We start from the raw sequence: 16990 nt of genomic DNA on the forward strand, positions 1-16990 counted from the left end.
ACAATAAATTGTCAAATCTGTCGGGGTGGATCAGGTCCCCGGTGTTCCCCCCACCACCTTGTCGCGTTCGAGGGCGACGATCTCCGCCGCGCTGTAGCCGAGCTCGGTCAGAACCCTGTGGTTGTCCTGCCCCAGCAGGGGAGCAGGAGTGCGGTGATAGCGGTCGGGGCCCGCCGAATAGCGGGCCGGTACCGTGCTGTGCCGTACCGTGGGATTGACCGGGTGATCGACGGGTTCGAAGAACCGACGATGGCCGAGCTGGGGGATCTCGCCCTGGCGGTGCGGTTGCAGTACCTCGGCGACCGGGATTCCGGCGGGCCAGAGCAGGCCCACGATCTCCGCCGCGTCGCGTTCGGCACACCAGGCCGACAGATGTTCGTCGATTTCGTCGTGATGGGCGCGGCGCCCCGCGGCGGTGCGCAGGTGCGGCGCGGTCGCCCAAACGGGCCGGCCCAGCACCTCGGCCAGCGCGGCCCACTGATCATCGGTGGTGACGGCGAGCGCGATCCAGTTGTCGGGGCGGCCGAACTCGTCGAGCCCGGCGGCGCGATAGAGGTTCTGCGGAGCGGCATGCGGACCCCGGTTACCCATACGCCCCAGCAGAGTGCCGTAGGCGGAGTAATCGATCACCTGCTCGGCGGCGATGTTCAGCGCGGCATCGACCATCGCCGCCTCCACCAGCATGCCCGCACCGGTACGCCGCCGGTGCTCGAGCGCGAGCAACAGCGCGACCAGCGCGTGGACGCCGGCGTTCGGATCGCCGAGACTGTACGGTTCGACCGGGTTCCGGTCCGGGTAACCGGTGCGGCCGGTGAGCCCGGAAGCGTCTTCGATGACGTAGGCGAACGCCGGGTTGTCCCGCCATGGCCCCTCGAGACCGAAACCCGGCATCCGGACCATGATCACATCGGGACGCAGCGCGCGCACCGTCTCGTAGTCGAGACCGGTCTGCTCGATCACGCGCGGGGTGTAGTTCTCCACGATCACATCGCAGGTGGCGGCCAGCCGGCGCAGGACCTCGCGTCCCGCCGCGCTCCGGAAATCGACGGTGATACCGCGCTTGTTGGTGTTGAGGCCGGAGAAGATACCGGATTTCTCCCACCACCTGTCCTCGTCGACCGGCACTCCCGCGATGAGGCGGGTGCCGTCCGGGCGTTGCGCGGATTCGACATGGATCACCTCCGCACCCTGCAGCGCCAGGAAATGAGTGCAGGAGGGTCCGGCCCAGAAGGTGGTCATATCGAGGACACGCAGCCCCTGGAACGGCAGGGGGTGCGCGGCGGAAACCGCCTGCGGTACGGTGCCGGAGGACTCGTCCGGCCGTGTCGTCGCGTGCGGGACCGCGGCGAGCGGGATATCGCGGTAGCGGCCGGTGTGCTCGCCGAGGCAGGGCGCGGGACCGGGCGGGGACAGGATCGGGGGAGTGGTCCGGAACGGCGGGCCGGGCTGGACGAATCCCGTCCGGGGGTTGACGGTGAAGAAGTCACGCGCGCGGTGCTGTTCGATCCCGGTGACGTTCGCGCCGTCGGCCACGGGACTGTTGGGTATACGGAAAGCCGTGGCCAGTTCCCGGATCTCGGCCACCGTATGAGCGGCGAACCAGGCGGCGATCTCCTCGGCCTTCTCGTTGGTGCGTTCGGTGATGGCCGGGGTGGGATCCTCGTCTATCCACTCCGGATGCCCCACCATGACGCACAGATCGAACCACTGCTGGGCGGTCCCGCAGCCGACCGCGACGAGGCCGTCGGCGGCGGTGGCCACCCCCGGACGACTGAGCCGGCGCTGCGTGCGGAACGGCCGGTTCACCGTGTCGTAGAAGGACACCGGGTAGTAGGAGAGCCCCAGGATCTGGGTTTCCAGGACAGCGAGGTCGACGAGTTCACCGGTACCCGTCGCCAGGGCCCGCTGCCGGGCGGTGAGTGTGGCGGCAGCGGCATGCGCGCCGGCGAACCAGTCGCCGACGTCGCCGCCGATATGGACCGGGGGCAGCTCCGGCGCGCCCCGGCCCAATCCGACGATTCCACCCGACCAGGCCTGCAAGGTGAATTCGGTGGCCGCCCGCCCCGCCCACGGTCCGTCGAGACCGAACGCCGTGATCGCGGTGACGACCAGATGAGGATGCCGTGCGCGGATCGCTTCCGGGGCGAACAGCGTATGGTCCGCGGGTGCGGCGCCGGGCGCCCAGATCACCGCGCCGGCACCGGCCAGGAGGCTCTCCAGCAGCTCCACATCGTCCGCCGCGGCGGTATCGACCACCACGCTGTGTTCGGCCCCGGCCAGGAATTGGAAGAGCGCCCCATCCGTACCGGGCGGCAGCGGGAGACCGGATCCGGTCCGGCGGCGCAGCGGATTTCCCTCCGGAGGTTCGGCCCCGATCACCCGGGCACCGGCATCGGCCAGTAGTTTCGCGCAATAGGCGCCGGCGATTCCACTGGACAGATTCACCACGACATACCCGGCCAGCGGTCCCCCGCCGCGGGAAGCCTCCTGGCTCACGGTCCGTTTCGCTGTCATAACCCTCTCGCTTCCTTGCGCCCCCTCGCCGGTCCGGCGAGCGGGCGGTGCGGCGCCGGGGCCGGGGACCGTGTCACCGCCGCGGGTGAGTGAAGTACTGCCGCGGCGGTTCGGCGCCCGTGCGATACCCCCTGCCCACGGCGCCGCCCATCGGCCGCGGCGGTGGGTGTTACTCCGGTTTCCGGCGTCCGGACCTGCTGAGCCGGAATTCCGGCGGGAAACGGCTGTCGTTGTCCTTCACCGAGTTGTTCAGTCCCCCGTCGAAGGCGTTGTCCAGCATGAGGTCGGTGTCGTCGGCGTGGATATGACCGCCCATGGATTCGAAGAAACCGCTGAGCAGGCTGCCCATGTACTCGCCCTGCTGCTGTTTCATGATCTCGAAGAAAACCTTCTGCATGAAGACCGTGTCGGTGGGCCGGTTACGGGCGCAGGCCAGGGCGTATTTCTCGGTTTCGGCCTCCAGGTCTGCGCGGGACACGACGCTGTTGAGGAAATTGCATTCGGCCATTTCGGCCGCGGAGAACGCGCGCCCGGTGAACACCATCTCCTGGAATTTACGCAGACCCATCGTCTGCGCCCAGGTCCACATCCGCGGACCCCACCCGTAGTACCGGAACGAGGGATGCCCGAAGAGCGCGTCGTCGGAGGAGATCACCAGATCGGCATCCGCGGCTTGATAGAAGTGCCAGCCGTAGCAGTAGCCCTTCACCTCGACGATGCTGATCTTCTTGAATTCCTGCAGACTCCGGCAGCCGGCCTGGGCATTGGCGTACCACTGGCTGATGGTCGCGCCGTGCCGGAACGACCCCTTGGGTGGATACCGGACCTCGTCGGGTCCGATCTTGTACTCGCTCAGCCGCGGCCCCTGATCGGGGGCGTTCTGTACCTCCATGAACTCCCCGAGGTCGGCGCCGGAACCGAAATCGTCGCCGGCGCCGCGGATCACCAGTACCTTGACCTCGTCGTCCACACTCGCGCGGTGGATCAGATCGCCGTAGCGCAGCCGGGCGGCCATGGTGGGGGCGTTGAGCTGATCCGGGCGGTCGAAGGTGATGGTCGCGATCCGGGTCACCGGGTCCTTCGCGTAACGGATGATCTCTTCGGCAGCGGGCCGTTCGGCGCCGGGCATCTGCGGGGCTCCTTCGTCGTCGGCCTGCGCGCCCGCGGCCGTGGTGTGTGTGGTCATCGCCGATCCCAGTGCGGGCTCGAGGTCAGCACCTGCGGACCGTCCGCGCCGATCAATACCGCGTCCCGGCCGAAGACGGCCCCGACACCGGCGGCCCAGACATAGCCCGTGACGGCGAGCACCATGCCGGGTTCGAGCACCTCGGCCTCGGCGGTGCGGCGCAGCGCGGGGGAGACCACCGGCGGGTCGAAGCCCATCCCGAGGCCGCGGGCCACCGGCATGGCGGGTAAGGGTTCGCCCGCGTCCGGGTAGGCGTCGAGCAGTCCCGACGCGGGCGCGCCGGGACGGCACGCGGCGAGCAGCCGCTCCCAGACGCGGTACCAGCGGTCGTACAGCTTCGCCGCGGCCGGTGTCGCGTCGCCGACCGGCCAGGTGCGCCCGACCTCTCCGATGTACCCGTCGCCGAGCACGCCGGAGGAGAAGGCGACCAGATCGCCCTCCTGTACCCGCCGGTCCGCGGTGGCCCGGCGCCACGGATGGTCGCGCGCGGTGATCCAGGCCGCGTCCTGGGTGGCGGGTGTGCTCACCCCGCCCGCCGCGCAGGCTTCCAGCAGTATCCCCGCCAGCGCCTGTTCGGTGACCCCGGGAGCGAGTCCGGCCACGGCGGCGGCCAGCCCGTGCTCGGCGATCCGCAGCCCGGCGCGCATGGTCGCGATCTCGGCGTCGGTCTTGATCCGCCGCGCCGCCCGGAAGGCGAGTTCCCCGTCGACGAGTTCGGCGTTCGGGAACGCGGTGGGCAGGAGTTGCGCGAAAGCGGGGGAGAGTGCGTCGGTGCCCACCCGCCGCGCCTGTGCCGCGCCGTCGATATTCCGCAGCACGGCGACGAGATTGCGCGGATCCCAGAGCGTTTCGTACAGGTTCTCGCGTGGGATATCGGCGGGGATCCCCTCGTCCCAGGTGCTGTGCAGATGAACCGCGCCGGTGCTGCGCACGATCAGTGCCACCGGGCCGAACGGCCGCGTACCGGCCACCCACAGCTGGGGTGCGCCGGAGAGATAGCGGGCGTTGGCCTGCCGTCCGGCGATCAGCACATCGAGGTCGTGGGCTCGCATCTGTGCCAGCACGCGCTCGCGGCGCCCCACCCGCAGCGCGCGATCGTCCGGCAGGATCTCAGTCGCCATAGGGGGCATAGGTGTAGTCGGTGAGAGGCATCCAGCCTCCGTCGGTTACCACCACGATCTCCTCACTGCGATAGCCGCCGGTGCCGTCCTCCCACACCACGGGTTCGAGGACCAGCACCATGCCGGGACGGAGTACGAAATTCTCGTCGAACTCGGCGCCGAGATCGGTGCCGATCATCGGCATCTCGGCGGCGCTCACGCCGATACCGTGCGAAATGTAGAAATGGGGCAGCCAGGGCCGGCTCCCGTCGTTGGCCTCGGTGGCCGCGCGGGCGAGTTGCGCCGCGCAGGCGCCGGGCCGGATCTCGGCGAGCACCGCCCGGAGGATGTCGCGCCACCGCCGGAACTGGGCCTGCTGGCGTGGCGTGGGGTCCTGCCCGACTATCCAGGTGCGGCCGAAATCCGAGCAGTAGCCGTTGTAGGTGATGCTGACATCGGTCCACAGCACATCCCCGGTTTTCAGCTCCCGTTCGGTGGTGAGCAGCGGGAGTGCGAGATCGCCGTGGATGGTCCACACCCCCTCGGCCCTGCTGTCGGGCATCACCTGCCAGATGGCGTCGAGCATGGTGGCGGTGGCGCCCAGTTCGAAGGCCCGCCGCACGAAGCCCGCGGACAGGTCGATCTGCCGCCGGCCGGGTGCCAGCGAGGCCTGGACATCGACGATGGCCTCCTCGGTGATGCGGCAGGCCGTGCGGATACAGGAGAGTTCGTCCGGTGTCTTGATCAGCTTGGCGGGGCCGATGACGGTGGCGGCGTCCACCGGTTCGGCGCCCGGGAACAACCGGGTACGCGCGCGCAGCATGGCTCCGGTGAACTCGTCCACCGCGATCGTGGCACCGGGCGGTACCAGACCGGCCAGGGTGCGGGCGAAATCCTCCACGCCCTCGTCGAATTCGAGATACACCGGCGGATGCAGATGATCGGCGGGCAGATCGGATTCGGCGGCCGCGCCCGCGCGGAACGGCAGGAACAGATGCGGCCATTCGTCGTCGGCGGTCACCACCGCGACCGGGCGTTCGACATGGGCCAGACCGGCGTCCCCGAGCGGCCAGCTGGCTCCCGTCGCGTAGACGACATTGTTGTTGAGTAGCAGGACTGCCGCGTCGACCCCCCGTTCGGCCATGGCCGAACGCAGCCGGGCGCCGGTCTCCCGGCGCATCCGCGTGCGGTCCGGAAGGTCGGGTATCGCTGTCGCCGCGGTGGTAGCGGCCGGAAATGCGGTCATCGAATAGGGTCCTTATCGCCGTGGTCCGGATCAGAGACCCAGGAATTCCCTGACATTCCCGCTGACGATCCGCGCGGCGTCCTCCGGGCCCACCGCCTCGACGACCGCGGCCAGGGATTTCTCCGAATAGCCGAAGGTGCTCTCGTTGTGCGGATAGTCCGAAGACCACATCACCCGGTCCACGCCGAGCTGGTCGATCATGGTCAGGCCCAGCGGGTCGACCATGAACGAGGCCCGCATATGGTTGTTCCAGTAGTGGCGCACCTCGTGTTCCACCGGGCGGTTGTACATGTGCTGGTACGAGGCGTTCATGTGTTCGGCGTCCTGGAGCGCCGAGGCGACCCAGTTGATCCCGCCCTCGAACCAGCCGATCCGCAGGCCGGGGTGCCGGTCGATGATTCCGCTGAAGATGTATTTGGAGAACAGTTCCCGGAACGGTGCGACATTGTGCATCATCCCGACCACCACGCTGTTCACTTCGCACGGGGCGGACAGCGGTGATTCGCCGATGTGGTGCGATACCGGTACGCCGGATTCCTCGATGGCGTCCCAAACGCCGATCATCGAGGTGCTGCCGTAGTCGATGACCGCACCGTCGTCGTCCTTGCCCGCCGACAGCGGCAGCAGAAAAGTGCGCAGACCCAGCGATGTCAATTCGGCGAGAGTCCGGCGCGCGCCCCGGGCGTCCCACCAGTTGATCAGCCCGACGCCGTACAACCTACCGCCGGACCGCTCCTGGAGATCGGCGATGTATTCGTTGTAGATCCGGAAGCAGCGTTCACGGACCGCCTTGTCCGGGTAGAACAGCAGGGCCAGCAGTGAATTGGGGAATGCCAGCTCTTTATCGATACCGTCGGCGCGCAGATCCGCCGCGCGGGCCTCGAGATTGGTGCTCCCGGAGCCTTCCAGCGGGTCGTACTGCATCAGGACACGACTGAAATCACCGGGTAGAAAGGATTTTCCCTTGCGCCCGATCTGATAGGCCCCGTCCTCGTACCACACCCGTGGCGCCTTGTCCCGGAGTTCGGCGGGGAAGCGCTCGTAGAAGATATCGTCCGCGAGCGAGATGTGGTTGTCGGCCGAGAACACTTCGGTGCCGGCGGGAAGACCGAGGGTGCCCTCGGCCCGGCCGTGGCGATCCTTCGGCGGGCCGAACCCCTGTGGGGGGTAGAGCTGAGCGCTGCTGGGCGAAGTCGGCATCGTGACCCTCCAATGGATCGTTTGATTCGCGATATGCCGTCGGCGGTCGATCCCGCCGGGTGTCGTCAGGGGTCCATGCTCAACTGCTATGTCTCACCGTGGCGGTGTATCGGTCGAGCGTGTGGCCGGTCTGCGGGTCGAGTGCCCACCGGGGTGAAAACGACGTTATCACAATGCGAGAGTGGCGTTCTACAACTTATCCATGATTTTACTGTTCAGCTGCGGGTGAACCAGTGAGAATGCTATTTTCATCGAGGCTTCGCAGCGGTATCCGAAAGTGGTTGAAACGGCCGGATCCGCGATGCGGCCCGAGCGCTCTCCGGCTGTGTCGACTCATTGCCGAGGCAACTTCTCTGTAACCCTTGTCACAGAACAGAAACCAACCTACTGTGTGTTCACTAGGTTTGTCAGATCGGGGTTTCGGACCATGACAGCTCCTCGTCCTTACGCCTCACTCCTCGCCAAGGGGGAGGATCGCAGACAGCGCATCCTCGCCGTCGCGCAGCGACTCCTCACCCGGAACGGCTGGCGCAGTACCACGCTCGCGCAGATCGCGGGCGAGGCCGGGGTGACTCCGGCGGGGTTGCTTCATCACTTCTCTTCGAAAGAGCAATTGCTCCACGCGGTTCTGGACGCACGCGATGCCCAGGACCTGGAGGATGCGGATATCAGCGGGGATCTCATCGTCGAGATACGCAAAGTGGTGACCCGGATGGAACGCCATCCCGAGCTGGTCGGCACGTTCATCGTTCTGCTGGTGGAGAACCTGACTCCCGAGGCGCCGCTGCACGACCGCATGCTCGATCGGTGGCGTACCGCCGTCGAGCTCGTCACCGGGGCGATCCGCAGCGGCCAGGAAAGCGGCCGGTACCGGCTCGATATCGACCCGCGTATGCGTGCGGTGGAAATCGTGGCCTTCTTGAACGGAATGGAGATCTCATGGCTGCTCGATCGTTCGATCCCGCTGGCCGACGTATTCAACGGTTACACCCAGTCGCTGGCCCGCGACTTGGCGGCGAAGGAGAAGTGATGAGGTACCGGCTCGATGTAGTAGCGGCAACCGTGGCCGACGCGGTGCAGTTCGCCGGCGGGTGGCTGTTCGACCGATCGGTGGCCGGCTGGGAGGTGACGGTGCTGCTGGCCCAGCCCTCCGATATCCGCCCGCTGAAGATTCTCGGTGCCGAGGTACGTGAACTCGACGCCGTGCTGGCCACCGAGATACCCGGCCGGTTGCCGCAGGCGCTCGCCGTGAACGCCGATGTCTGTAACCGGGACGGCCGGGCGCGCAAGGGAGTGCTGCGCGCGCTCGAGGACCGCGGGATCGAGGTCGTTGTCTGGGGGGAGGGGTGGCCCGCCGGTCGGGATCACGGGGTCGACCCGGTGCTGCACCGGCTGAGTTATGCCGCGCGTGCGTTCAAGGCGCAGGCCTTGGTGGCCGCCGGTCTCTCCGCGACGGCGGTGACGCCGAGCGAGATCTTCCGTAGCGGTGCGATGGAATACGCGCCGGTGTGCGCCGATCTGGTCCCCGCGGTCTGATCCGCGGAGGTGGGGGCGGGCCGTCCGCGGATGCGGCGGCCCGGTGAGTCGGGGCGCCGGCGGGTGACCGTCCCGGGCGGTGTCCCGAGTGTGTCGGGGGAGCCGCGAGGCCGCGATATCGTGCGGCGACGGAAATCCTCCGGTCACTTTTCCGTGGTGGCCGCTGTTCTGTGAGTCGTGCGGAATGATTCGTACGCATTCTTGCGAATTCACCCTGCCGATGGGTGGCCGGCGTATTCGAAACGCCGCGTTTCATCATTCTCGGTGGCTGCGGATGGATTGCTCGGACCAGGTATCGAAACGGTCGTCCCTGTTCGCGTGCGGTATGGGGTGGGAGTGGCCGATTGCCCGCTCCGCTCGAAGGTTTGCGGAATCTTCCCGTCAAGTATTGAATTCTCTGAATTGGAATGTCATCCTATTGTAAATAGAGAATATCATTTCCGCCCCGGGAGTGTGGTGACAGGCCGGCCGAGACGGCCCGCCCTCGGATCATCCGCACCCGTCGGCCGATCCCGTTCGCCACGTCGCGGTTCACAGAGAGCCGCCCCGGTCGCGGCGGGCCCGCGCCGCCCGGCCGGTCACGCCGAGCCGTCGATCGTTCGACAGGAGCAATTCGATGCCGAATTCCGCGTTGCCCGGATGGGTTCCGGCCCGCCCGGGGAGCCGCCCGAGCAGACCGGCGGCCGCCTCCGGTGCGATGGGGTCCGGATGACCATCCGCACCCCGTACTGGTCGCAGGCCAAGGACCGGATCGCAGGACCGTTGCAGACAGTGGGCGGACTGTTCGCCATGACCGCCGACGCCATCGGTTTCGCATTCCGCCGGCCCTTCCAGACCCGGGAGTTCCTCGAACAGTCGTGGTTCATCGTCCGCGTCTCACTGGTGCCCACCCTGCTGGTGGCGATCCCGTTCACCGTGCTGGTCAGCTTCACACTGAACATCCTGCTGCGGGAACTCGGTGCCGCCGACCTCTCCGGTGCCGGTGCGGCATTCGGCGCGGTGACACAGGTCGGGCCCATGGTGACCGTACTGATCGTCGCGGGGTCGGGCGCCACCGCCATGTGCGCGGATCTCGGCTCGCGGACCATCCGGGAAGAGATCGCGGCCATGGAGGTGCTGGGCATCGACCCCGTCCAGCGGCTGGTCACCCCGCGCATGCTGGCCTCCGGCCTCGTCGCGTTACTGCTGAACAACCTGGTCTGCATCATCGGCGTGCTCGGCGGTTACGTGTTCTCGGTGTACGTGCAGGATGTCAACCCGGGCGCCTTCGTCGCCGGAATCACCCTGCTCACCGGCATCAACGAGGTGATCATCTCCTCGGTGAAAGCGCTGCTGTTCGGGCTGGTCGCCGGAATCGTCGCCTGTTACCGCGGGCTGATCGTCACCGGCGGCGCCAAGGCGGTGGGCAACGCGGTCAACGAAACCGTGGTCTATGCCTTCATATCGCTTTTCGTCATCAATGTGATGGTCACGGCCATCGGCATCCAGTTGACCACCGGGTGAGCGGAGGTACCCGATGACGGCCGCCGAAGTACTGACCGCACGCTATCCGATACTGGTCCGCCGGCTGCGTAAGCCGGTGGACGTCCTGGGGCGCGTGGGTGATCACGCCATCTTCTCTGTGAAGGCCCTGGTCTTCGCGCCGCGGGCGGCCTGGCGCTACAAACGGGAAACCATCCGGCTGCTCGCGGAGATCAGTATGGGCGCGGGGACACTGGCCGCGTTCGGGGGCACCGTGGTGATCGTCGGTTTCCTCACCCTGGCCACCGGCGGCACGCTCGCGGTGCAGGGCTACAGCTCGCTCGGTGATATCGGAATAGAGGCGCTCACCGGTTTCCTGTCCGCGTTCATCAACGTCCGTATCTCGGCGCCGGTCGTCGCGGGTATCGGCCTGGCGGCCACCTTCGGCGCCGGCGTCACCGCGCAGCTGGGCGCCATGCGCATCAACGAAGAGATCGATGCGCTGGAATCGATTGCGATAGAGCCCATCTCCTACCTGGTCGGCACCCGGATCGTCGCCGGGATGATCGCGATCACGCCGCTGTACGCGATCGCGGTGATCGCCTCCTTTCTCGCCAGCCGGTTCACCACGGTGGTCATCCTGGGCCAGTCCTCCGGCCTCTACGACCACTACTTCGCCACGTTCCTCAACCCCATCGACCTGATCTGGTCGTTCCTCCAGGCGATCCTCATGGCGCTCACGATCCTGCTCATCCACACCTATTTCGGTTTCTTCGCCGCCGGCGGGCCGTCAGGAGTGGGCACGGCGGTGGGCAACGCCGTACGGACCTCGCTGATCGCGGTGGTCACGGTGACACTGCTGGTCTCGCTGGCCGTGTACGGGTCCAACGGAAACTTCGAGCTGTCGGGGTAGGGATGGCACTGGTGGGAAACGAAACGACAACGGGTTCCGGCCCGGCGGTGCCGCCGGTCGTGGAACGGCGGCCGGGAAACGGTCCGCGGCGCCTGCGCGACCGGTTGCGTCCGCCGGCGGCCGCCGGACGTCCCGCGGCCGGGCTGGCGGCCATCGCCGCCGGTACGGCCGTCCTGCTGCTCGCCGTAACCCTTTTCCAGGGCGGTTTCGCCGATACGGTCGCGATCACCGTGCACGCGCCCCGGGCCGGTCTGGTGATGTACCCCGACGCCGAGGTGAAGTTGCGCGGAGTGCGGGTGGGCGCGGTGGAAGCCATCGATGAACGCGCCGACGGTACGGCCGAGATCCACCTGGCGATCGATCGTGCCGAGCTCGAACGCATTCCCGCGGACGTCACCGTCGATATCGCCTCCACCACAGTGTTCGGGGCCAAATACATTCAGTTGGTACCGCCCGCGCACCCCTCGGCCGGTCATCTCGTACCCGGACAGGTATTCGCCGCCGAGAGCGTGACCGTCGAGATCAATACGGTGTTCGAACAGCTCACCCAGGTCCTGGGGCGGATTCAGCCGGAGAAACTGAACGAGACCCTCGGCGCGCTCGCCACGGCGATGCGCGGCCGCGGTGACCGGGTGGGGCAGATGATGGTCGATCTGGAAGCGTTCCTGGCGAAGCTGGAACCCGCGCTCCCGGCGCTGCGCGCCGATCTGGCCATGGCACCCCAGGTGGTGCACACCTACGCCGATGTGGCGCCCGATCTGCTGACCATCGCCGGCGACACCACCCGGCTCGGCCGGACCTTGGTCGAAGAGCAACAACAACTCGATGTACTGCTGATGAGCCTGATCGGGCTCGCCGATACGGGTAACCGGGTGATCGGGGAGAACGCGCCGGGACTCACCGACGCCCTGGACGTGCTCGTGCCGACCACCGATCTCACCCATCGCTATCACCGGGCGCTGACCTGCGCGCTGGACGGTCTCGGCTACCTGGCCTCGGTGAAACCGGTGCAGGTTCCGGGTATCGGTCTGTCGGCGAACTTCCTGTGGGGTGTCGAACCGTACCGGTACCCGGACCATCTGCCGAAGGTCGCGGCCTCCGGCGGGCCGCAGTGCTCGATGCTGCCGGTGGGCTATGAGGATTTCCCGCCCTATGTGGTCACCGATATCGGCGCCAACCCGCACGCCGGTCCACACCGACCCGGGGTGACGCTGAATACCGTATCGCTGGCCGAAGCGCTGTTCGGTCCGGCCGCGGCCGGGAAGGGAGCGCCGTGATGGGCAACCGCAATACTCCGCTGCTGAAGTTCGGGGTGTTCGCCGCGATCATGATCGTGCTGTCCGCCTGCCTCATCATCGTTTTCGGGGAGTACCGCAGTGGTTCCACCACCGAGTACTCCGCGGTGTTCACCGACTCCTCCGGTCTGCGCGCCGGGGATACGGTGCGGGTCGCGGGGGTGGTGGTGGGGTCGGTGCGCGGCGTCTCGCTCCAGGACGACCACACGGTGCGGGTGCAGTTCGACGCCGATCGGAGGCTGGCGCTCACCACCGGCACCGAGATCGCGGTCCGGTACCTGAATCTCGTCGGTGACCGCTACCTCGAGATCACCGATCGCCCCGGGAACACGCTGCCCCCCGGCGGACAGCTCCCGGTGGAGAACACCACCGGCGCACTCGATCTGGACCTGCTGCTCGGCGGGCTGAAACCCGTGATCCAGGGGCTCAACGCCCGTGACGTGAACGCGCTGACCTGGTCGCTGCTGGAAATCGTGCAGGGCAAGGAAGGTACCGTGCACTCCATCCTCGGCCGTACCGCGTCGTTCGCCGCGGCCCTCGCCGACAACAACGACACCGTCGAACAGCTCATCGACAACCTGAACACCGTGATGAACACCCTGGCCGCCGAGGGCGGTCGATTCTCCGGCCTGATCGACCGGCTCCAGCAGTTGATCAGCGAACTCACCGCCGAACGTGATCCGATCGCCGCGGCGATCGATTCGCTGGAGGCGGGAACCGCGACGGTCGCCGATCTCCTGGTCCAGGGGCGCGCGCCGTTGGCCGGCGCCATCGACCAGGTCAACCAGCTGGCCGCCGATATCGACGGTGACAAGGCCACCCTCGACAGCGCCCTGCAGAAGGCCCCGGAGAACTTCCGCAAACTGGTGCGCACCGGGGCCTACGGCAATTTCATCCAGTACTACCTGTGCGATTTGACGATCCGGGTCAACGACCTGTCCGGGGAGGTCGTGGAGATCCCGGCCGCCGTACAGACCGACGGAAGGTGTGCTCCCTGAGATGTTTCGATACCGCGGAAAACATCTGCTGCGGCACGGTCTGGTCGGGATCGTGCTCATCCTCTGTGTCATCTCGCTGGGCCTGCAGTCACAGCAGGTGATCGCCTGGGGCACCACGGTGCGCTATCAGGCGGTGTTCCGGGAAGCCGGCGGGCTGGAGACCGGGGACGAGGTCATCGTCTCCGGCGTGAAGGTCGGCACGGTGACGGAGGTGGAGTTGCGGCGCGGTGCGGCACTGGTGCGGTTCACCGTGGACGATTCGATCGAACTCGGCGCCGACAGCACCGCCCAGATCAAGACGGGATCGCTACTGGGCAAACGGATCATGACCGTGGTCTCGCACGGTGACCGGCCGCTGCGCCCGCTGGAGACCATTCCGGTCGAACGCACCTCCTCGCCGTATTCGCTCACCGATGCCCTGGGCGATCTCACCACCACCGCTGGGGGGATGGATACGGAGGCGTTGAACAACTCGCTGGATATGCTGGCCGCGACGCTCGATACCATCGCTCCGCAGCTGGGCCCGGCTTTCGATGGGCTCTCCGAACTGTCGAAATCCATCAACAGCCGTAATACCGCGCTGAGCGATCTGCTCACCGCGTCCCGCGAGGTCACCGGAATACTCGCCGATCGCAGCCGACAGCTCGACACCATGCTGCTCGACGCCAATACCTTGATCGGGGTTCTCGACGAGCGACGGCAGGCGATCGCCACCCTGCTCGCCAACACCGCCGTGGTCGCCGATCAACTCACCCGGCTCGTGGCGGACAACCAGGCCGAACTGGGCCCCGCCCTGGATCGGCTGAACTCGGTGGCCGAAGTACTGCAACGCAACCGGGACAATATCGCCGCGGCGATTCCGGGGCTGGCGAAGGCCTCGCTCACCCAGGGCGAGGCGGTATCGGGCGGACCGTTCTACAACGCCTACGTCGCCAACCTCATTCCGGCCCAATGGATCCGGCCCTTCGTCGACGCCGCGTTCGGCGGTTCGGTTCCGCAACCACCCGCACCGCAGCCGGGGGCGCCACGATGAACCGGACCCTCGTCCTGCGGCTCGCGGCGGGCGCGCTCACGGTGGCGGTGCTGGCCGCCGCCTTCGGCGTCGCGCAGCGCACGCTGTTCGCACCCACCACCGTGCGAGCGATCTTCGCCACCGCCACCGCCATCTATCCCGGCGACGATGTCCGGGTGTCCGGCGTGAAGGTCGGCACCATCGCCGCTGTCGAACCCCGCGGTACCGCGGTGGAAATGACGCTGCGCGTGGACCGCGGCGTGGCGATACCCGCCGACGCCGGGGCGGTTATCGTCGCGCAGAGCCTGGTGGACTCCCGTTACGTCCAGCTCACTCCCGCCTATCGCGGCACGGGCGAGACCATGGCCGACGGCGCGGTGATCCCGTTGGAGCGCACCGCGATACCGGTCGAATGGGACGAGATCAAAACCCAGCTCACGCGATTGGCCACCGAACTGGGACCGGACGCCGGCCGGGCCACCGGTCCGGCCGGCCGGTTCATCGACAGCGCCGCCGATGCCCTGGCCGGTAACGGCGACAAACTGCGCCGGGTGCTGGCGCAGTTGTCCGGAGTGGGGCGGATCCTGGCGAACGGCAGCGGTGATATCGCGGATACGATCGCGAACCTCCAGGTCTTCGTCACCGCGCTGCGCGACAGCAATGTGCAGATCGTGCAGTTCCAGAACCGGCTGGCCACCCTCGCCGGCGTGCTGTCCGCCAGCCGCTCCGATCTCGACGCCGCTCTGGCGAACCTGTCCGTCGCGGTCGGTGAGGTGCAGCGATTCGTCGCCGAGAATCGGGACCGGGCGGTGGAGCAGGTGGGCAGGCTCGCCGATGTCACCCAGAATCTGGTCGACAACCGCGGGGAACTCGAGGAGCTGTTGCACGTCTTCCCGACCAGCCTGGCCAACTTCTACAACATCTACAACCCCGACACCGGAACCGAAGCCGGGGTTTTCGTGCTGAACAACTTCTCGAACCCCATCGAATTCGTCTGCGGTGGTATCGCCAGCGTGGAGAACCTCGGTGCCGCGGAGGCGGCCCGGAAATGTCGCGACTACCTGGGACCGGTGCTCGGCCTGATGAACTTCAACTACCTGCCCGTGCCGGTGAACCCCGCGCTGGGCGCCTCGCCGCGCCCGGAGAACATCATCTACAGCGAACCGCATCTCGTGCCGCAGGTGGTGGACCCGGCAGCCGCACCGCAGCCCCCGGCCCCCTCGCTCGCGGATATCCTGTTCCCCGGGGGACGGTGATCACATGCCGATACCTGGTGGCCGGACGAGATGGCACCGGAGGGTGCTCAGCTGTGCGTGTGTCCTGCTGACCGCCACCGGCTGCGCCTGGGACGGGGTCAACTCGTTACCGCTGCCGGGCGCGGCGGGTCGCGGCGGCGATGCCACCGTGCTGTATGTGGAGATGGCCGATATCGGGACGCTGACCCCGAATTCCCCGGTGCTCATCGACGATGTGGTGGTCGGCAGTATCGGCGAGATCCGGGTGGAGAACTGGCACGCGCTGGTGGAGGTGTCCATCGAGCCGGGGGAGGTGGTACCCGCCAACGCGCAGGCCCGGGTCGGGCAGACCAGCCTGCTGGGCTCGATGCATCTGGCTCTGAATCCGCCGCCGGGACAGCGGCCGCGGGGCCGGCTGGAGCCGGGAGCGCGGATCGGACTCGACGATACGGCCACCTACCCCTCGACCGAACAGACCTTGGCCTCGCTGTCGGTTGTGGTCAACGGCGGTGGGCTGGGGCAGGTGGGCGATATCGTCGGGAGTCTCGGCGCGGCCTTGCAGGGCCGCGAAACCGTGATCCGCGCCCTGCTGGACCGGCTGGACGTTTTCCTCGGCACCCTCGACGCTCAGCGCGCCGATATCGTCGCCGCTCTCGACGGCCTCGCGCGGCTGGGCGGCGTTTTCGCCGCCCAGCGCGATGTACTCACCGAGGCATTGCGCGAGATCCCGCCGGCGCTCGACGTGCTCATCGCCGAACGGCCCGATCTCGTCACCGCGCTGGACCGGTTGCGCACCTTCAGCGATACCACCGGTGGTGTCCTGAACACCGTGCGCGACGATCTGCTCGCCAATCTGCGCAATCTCGAACCCACCCTGCGCGCGCTGGCGGCGGTGGGGCCGGACCTCAATTCGGCGATCCAGTTCGCGACCGTGTTCCCGTACGGCCAGTACCTGGTCGACAACGGGGTACGCGGCGACTACATCAATCTGTTCGCCACCGTGGACCTCACGATCCCGCGTCTGCGCCGGGAACTGCTGCTGGGCACACCGTGGGGTGATCCGACCGCGGTCATCCAGGCAGCCGTCGGCGATCCGGGTTATGCGGAGCAGACCAGGAACCCGCTGGGCTTCGGGGTGGTTCCGCCCCCCGCGGCCCCGCCCGCGCCCGCCCCGGCGGAGGCCCCCGCGCCCGCTCCGGCCCAGGCCCCCGCTCCGGCGCCGAATCCGGTGTTTCCGCTACCCCAGATCCAGCTACCCCGGATACCTCTGCCTCCCGGGATAGGAGGCGGCTGA

General features: G+C 67.7%; 14 protein-coding genes. 9 read left to right on the forward strand and 5 right to left on the reverse strand.

The window, feature by feature from the left end; genetic code table 11:
* Positions 1–30: 30 nt before the first annotated feature.
* The 5 genes from ACYR7D_RS16590 to ACYR7D_RS16610 all read right to left on the reverse strand — a co-directional run bounded on the left by ACYR7D_RS16590 (position 31) and on the right by ACYR7D_RS16610 (position 7246).
* On the reverse strand, positions 31–2514 hold the full coding sequence (locus ACYR7D_RS16590) for a CaiB/BaiF CoA-transferase family protein (RefSeq protein ID WP_459545479.1): 2484 nt from the start codon (positions 2512–2514) through the stop codon (positions 31–33).
* 169 nt (positions 2515–2683) lie between these two features.
* The gene (locus ACYR7D_RS16595) at positions 2684–3643 is read right to left on the reverse strand and encodes an enoyl-CoA hydratase/isomerase family protein (RefSeq protein ID WP_459550190.1); all 960 of its coding nucleotides are present in this window, start codon (positions 3641–3643) and stop codon (positions 2684–2686) included.
* Between the two features lie 53 nt (positions 3644–3696).
* Entirely contained in the window at positions 3697–4821 is a 1125-nt protein-coding gene (locus ACYR7D_RS16600; protein ID WP_459545480.1) for a M24 family metallopeptidase, read from the reverse strand.
* Positions 4811–6046: a M24 family metallopeptidase gene (locus tag ACYR7D_RS16605; protein WP_459545481.1), complete on the reverse strand. Its 1236-nt coding sequence runs from the start codon at positions 6044–6046 to the stop codon at positions 4811–4813. The genes ACYR7D_RS16600 and ACYR7D_RS16605 overlap by 11 nt, the downstream gene beginning before the upstream one ends.
* A gap of 30 nt (positions 6047–6076) precedes the next feature.
* The gene (locus ACYR7D_RS16610; RefSeq protein WP_459545482.1) at positions 6077–7246 is read right to left on the reverse strand and encodes an amidohydrolase family protein; all 1170 of its coding nucleotides are present in this window, start codon (positions 7244–7246) and stop codon (positions 6077–6079) included.
* A gap of 427 nt (positions 7247–7673) precedes the next feature.
* On the opposite strand from ACYR7D_RS16610, the gene ACYR7D_RS16615 reads away from it, so the two are divergent.
* From ACYR7D_RS16615 to ACYR7D_RS16655, 9 genes are all read left to right on the forward strand, one after another.
* Complete coding sequence (locus tag ACYR7D_RS16615; protein WP_459545483.1) at positions 7674–8276, forward strand: TetR/AcrR family transcriptional regulator; 603 nt, start codon at positions 7674–7676, stop codon at positions 8274–8276.
* Positions 8276–8782, forward strand: coding sequence for a hypothetical protein (locus tag ACYR7D_RS16620; protein WP_459545484.1), 507 nt, complete (start codon positions 8276–8278; stop codon positions 8780–8782). The genes ACYR7D_RS16615 and ACYR7D_RS16620 overlap by 1 nt, the downstream gene beginning before the upstream one ends.
* Positions 8783–9490: 708 nt before the next feature.
* Positions 9491–10285, forward strand: coding sequence for an MlaE family ABC transporter permease (locus ACYR7D_RS16625; protein ID WP_459545485.1), 795 nt, complete (start codon positions 9491–9493; stop codon positions 10283–10285).
* Between the two features lie 13 nt (positions 10286–10298).
* Positions 10299–11156: an MlaE family ABC transporter permease gene (locus tag ACYR7D_RS16630; protein WP_459545486.1), complete on the forward strand. Its 858-nt coding sequence runs from the start codon at positions 10299–10301 to the stop codon at positions 11154–11156.
* A 2-nt stretch (positions 11157–11158) separates the two neighbouring features.
* Entirely contained in the window at positions 11159–12433 is a 1275-nt protein-coding gene (locus ACYR7D_RS16635; RefSeq protein ID WP_459545487.1) for an MCE family protein, read from the forward strand.
* Positions 12433–13449: an MCE family protein gene (locus ACYR7D_RS16640; protein WP_459545488.1), complete on the forward strand. Its 1017-nt coding sequence runs from the start codon at positions 12433–12435 to the stop codon at positions 13447–13449. Before ACYR7D_RS16635 ends, ACYR7D_RS16640 begins: the two co-directional genes overlap by 1 nt.
* A gap of 1 nt (position 13450) precedes the next feature.
* A complete protein-coding gene (locus ACYR7D_RS16645; protein ID WP_459545489.1) occupies positions 13451–14482 on the forward strand; it encodes an MCE family protein in 1032 nt (343 codons plus the stop codon).
* Entirely contained in the window at positions 14479–15717 is a 1239-nt protein-coding gene (locus tag ACYR7D_RS16650) for an MCE family protein (RefSeq protein ID WP_459545490.1), read from the forward strand. The genes ACYR7D_RS16645 and ACYR7D_RS16650 overlap by 4 nt, the downstream gene beginning before the upstream one ends.
* Positions 15718–15721: 4 nt before the next feature.
* Positions 15722–16990 (forward strand): MCE family protein, encoded by a 1269-nt coding sequence (locus tag ACYR7D_RS16655; protein WP_459545491.1) that lies wholly within the window; start codon positions 15722–15724, stop codon positions 16988–16990.

It is taken from the genome of Nocardia sp. X0981, from assembly GCF_977089955.1.

What these genes read in the sequence shown, in the direction of transcription:
- ACYR7D_RS16590 (WP_459545479.1), bottom strand. Translation starts at nt 2,514, where the DNA reads ATGACAGCGAAACGGACCGTGAGCCAGGAGGCTTCCCGCGGCGGGGGA.
- ACYR7D_RS16595 (WP_459550190.1), bottom strand. Translation starts at nt 3,643, where the DNA reads ATGCCCGGCGCCGAACGGCCCGCTGCCGAAGAGATCATCCGTTACGCG.
- ACYR7D_RS16600 (WP_459545480.1), bottom strand. Translation starts at nt 4,821, where the DNA reads ATGGCGACTGAGATCCTGCCGGACGATCGCGCGCTGCGGGTGGGGCGC.
- ACYR7D_RS16605 (WP_459545481.1), bottom strand. Translation starts at nt 6,046, where the DNA reads ATGACCGCATTTCCGGCCGCTACCACCGCGGCGACAGCGATACCCGAC.
- ACYR7D_RS16610 (WP_459545482.1), bottom strand. Translation starts at nt 7,246, where the DNA reads ATGCCGACTTCGCCCAGCAGCGCTCAGCTCTACCCCCCACAGGGGTTC.
- ACYR7D_RS16615 (WP_459545483.1), top strand. Translation starts at nt 7,674, where the DNA reads ATGACAGCTCCTCGTCCTTACGCCTCACTCCTCGCCAAGGGGGAGGAT.
- ACYR7D_RS16620 (WP_459545484.1), top strand. Translation starts at nt 8,276, where the DNA reads ATGAGGTACCGGCTCGATGTAGTAGCGGCAACCGTGGCCGACGCGGTG.
- ACYR7D_RS16625 (WP_459545485.1), top strand. Translation starts at nt 9,491, where the DNA reads ATGACCATCCGCACCCCGTACTGGTCGCAGGCCAAGGACCGGATCGCA.
- ACYR7D_RS16630 (WP_459545486.1), top strand. Translation starts at nt 10,299, where the DNA reads ATGACGGCCGCCGAAGTACTGACCGCACGCTATCCGATACTGGTCCGC.
- ACYR7D_RS16635 (WP_459545487.1), top strand. Translation starts at nt 11,159, where the DNA reads ATGGCACTGGTGGGAAACGAAACGACAACGGGTTCCGGCCCGGCGGTG.
- ACYR7D_RS16640 (WP_459545488.1), top strand. Translation starts at nt 12,433, where the DNA reads ATGGGCAACCGCAATACTCCGCTGCTGAAGTTCGGGGTGTTCGCCGCG.
- ACYR7D_RS16645 (WP_459545489.1), top strand. Translation starts at nt 13,451, where the DNA reads ATGTTTCGATACCGCGGAAAACATCTGCTGCGGCACGGTCTGGTCGGG.
- ACYR7D_RS16650 (WP_459545490.1), top strand. Translation starts at nt 14,479, where the DNA reads ATGAACCGGACCCTCGTCCTGCGGCTCGCGGCGGGCGCGCTCACGGTG.
- ACYR7D_RS16655 (WP_459545491.1), top strand. Translation starts at nt 15,722, where the DNA reads ATGCCGATACCTGGTGGCCGGACGAGATGGCACCGGAGGGTGCTCAGC.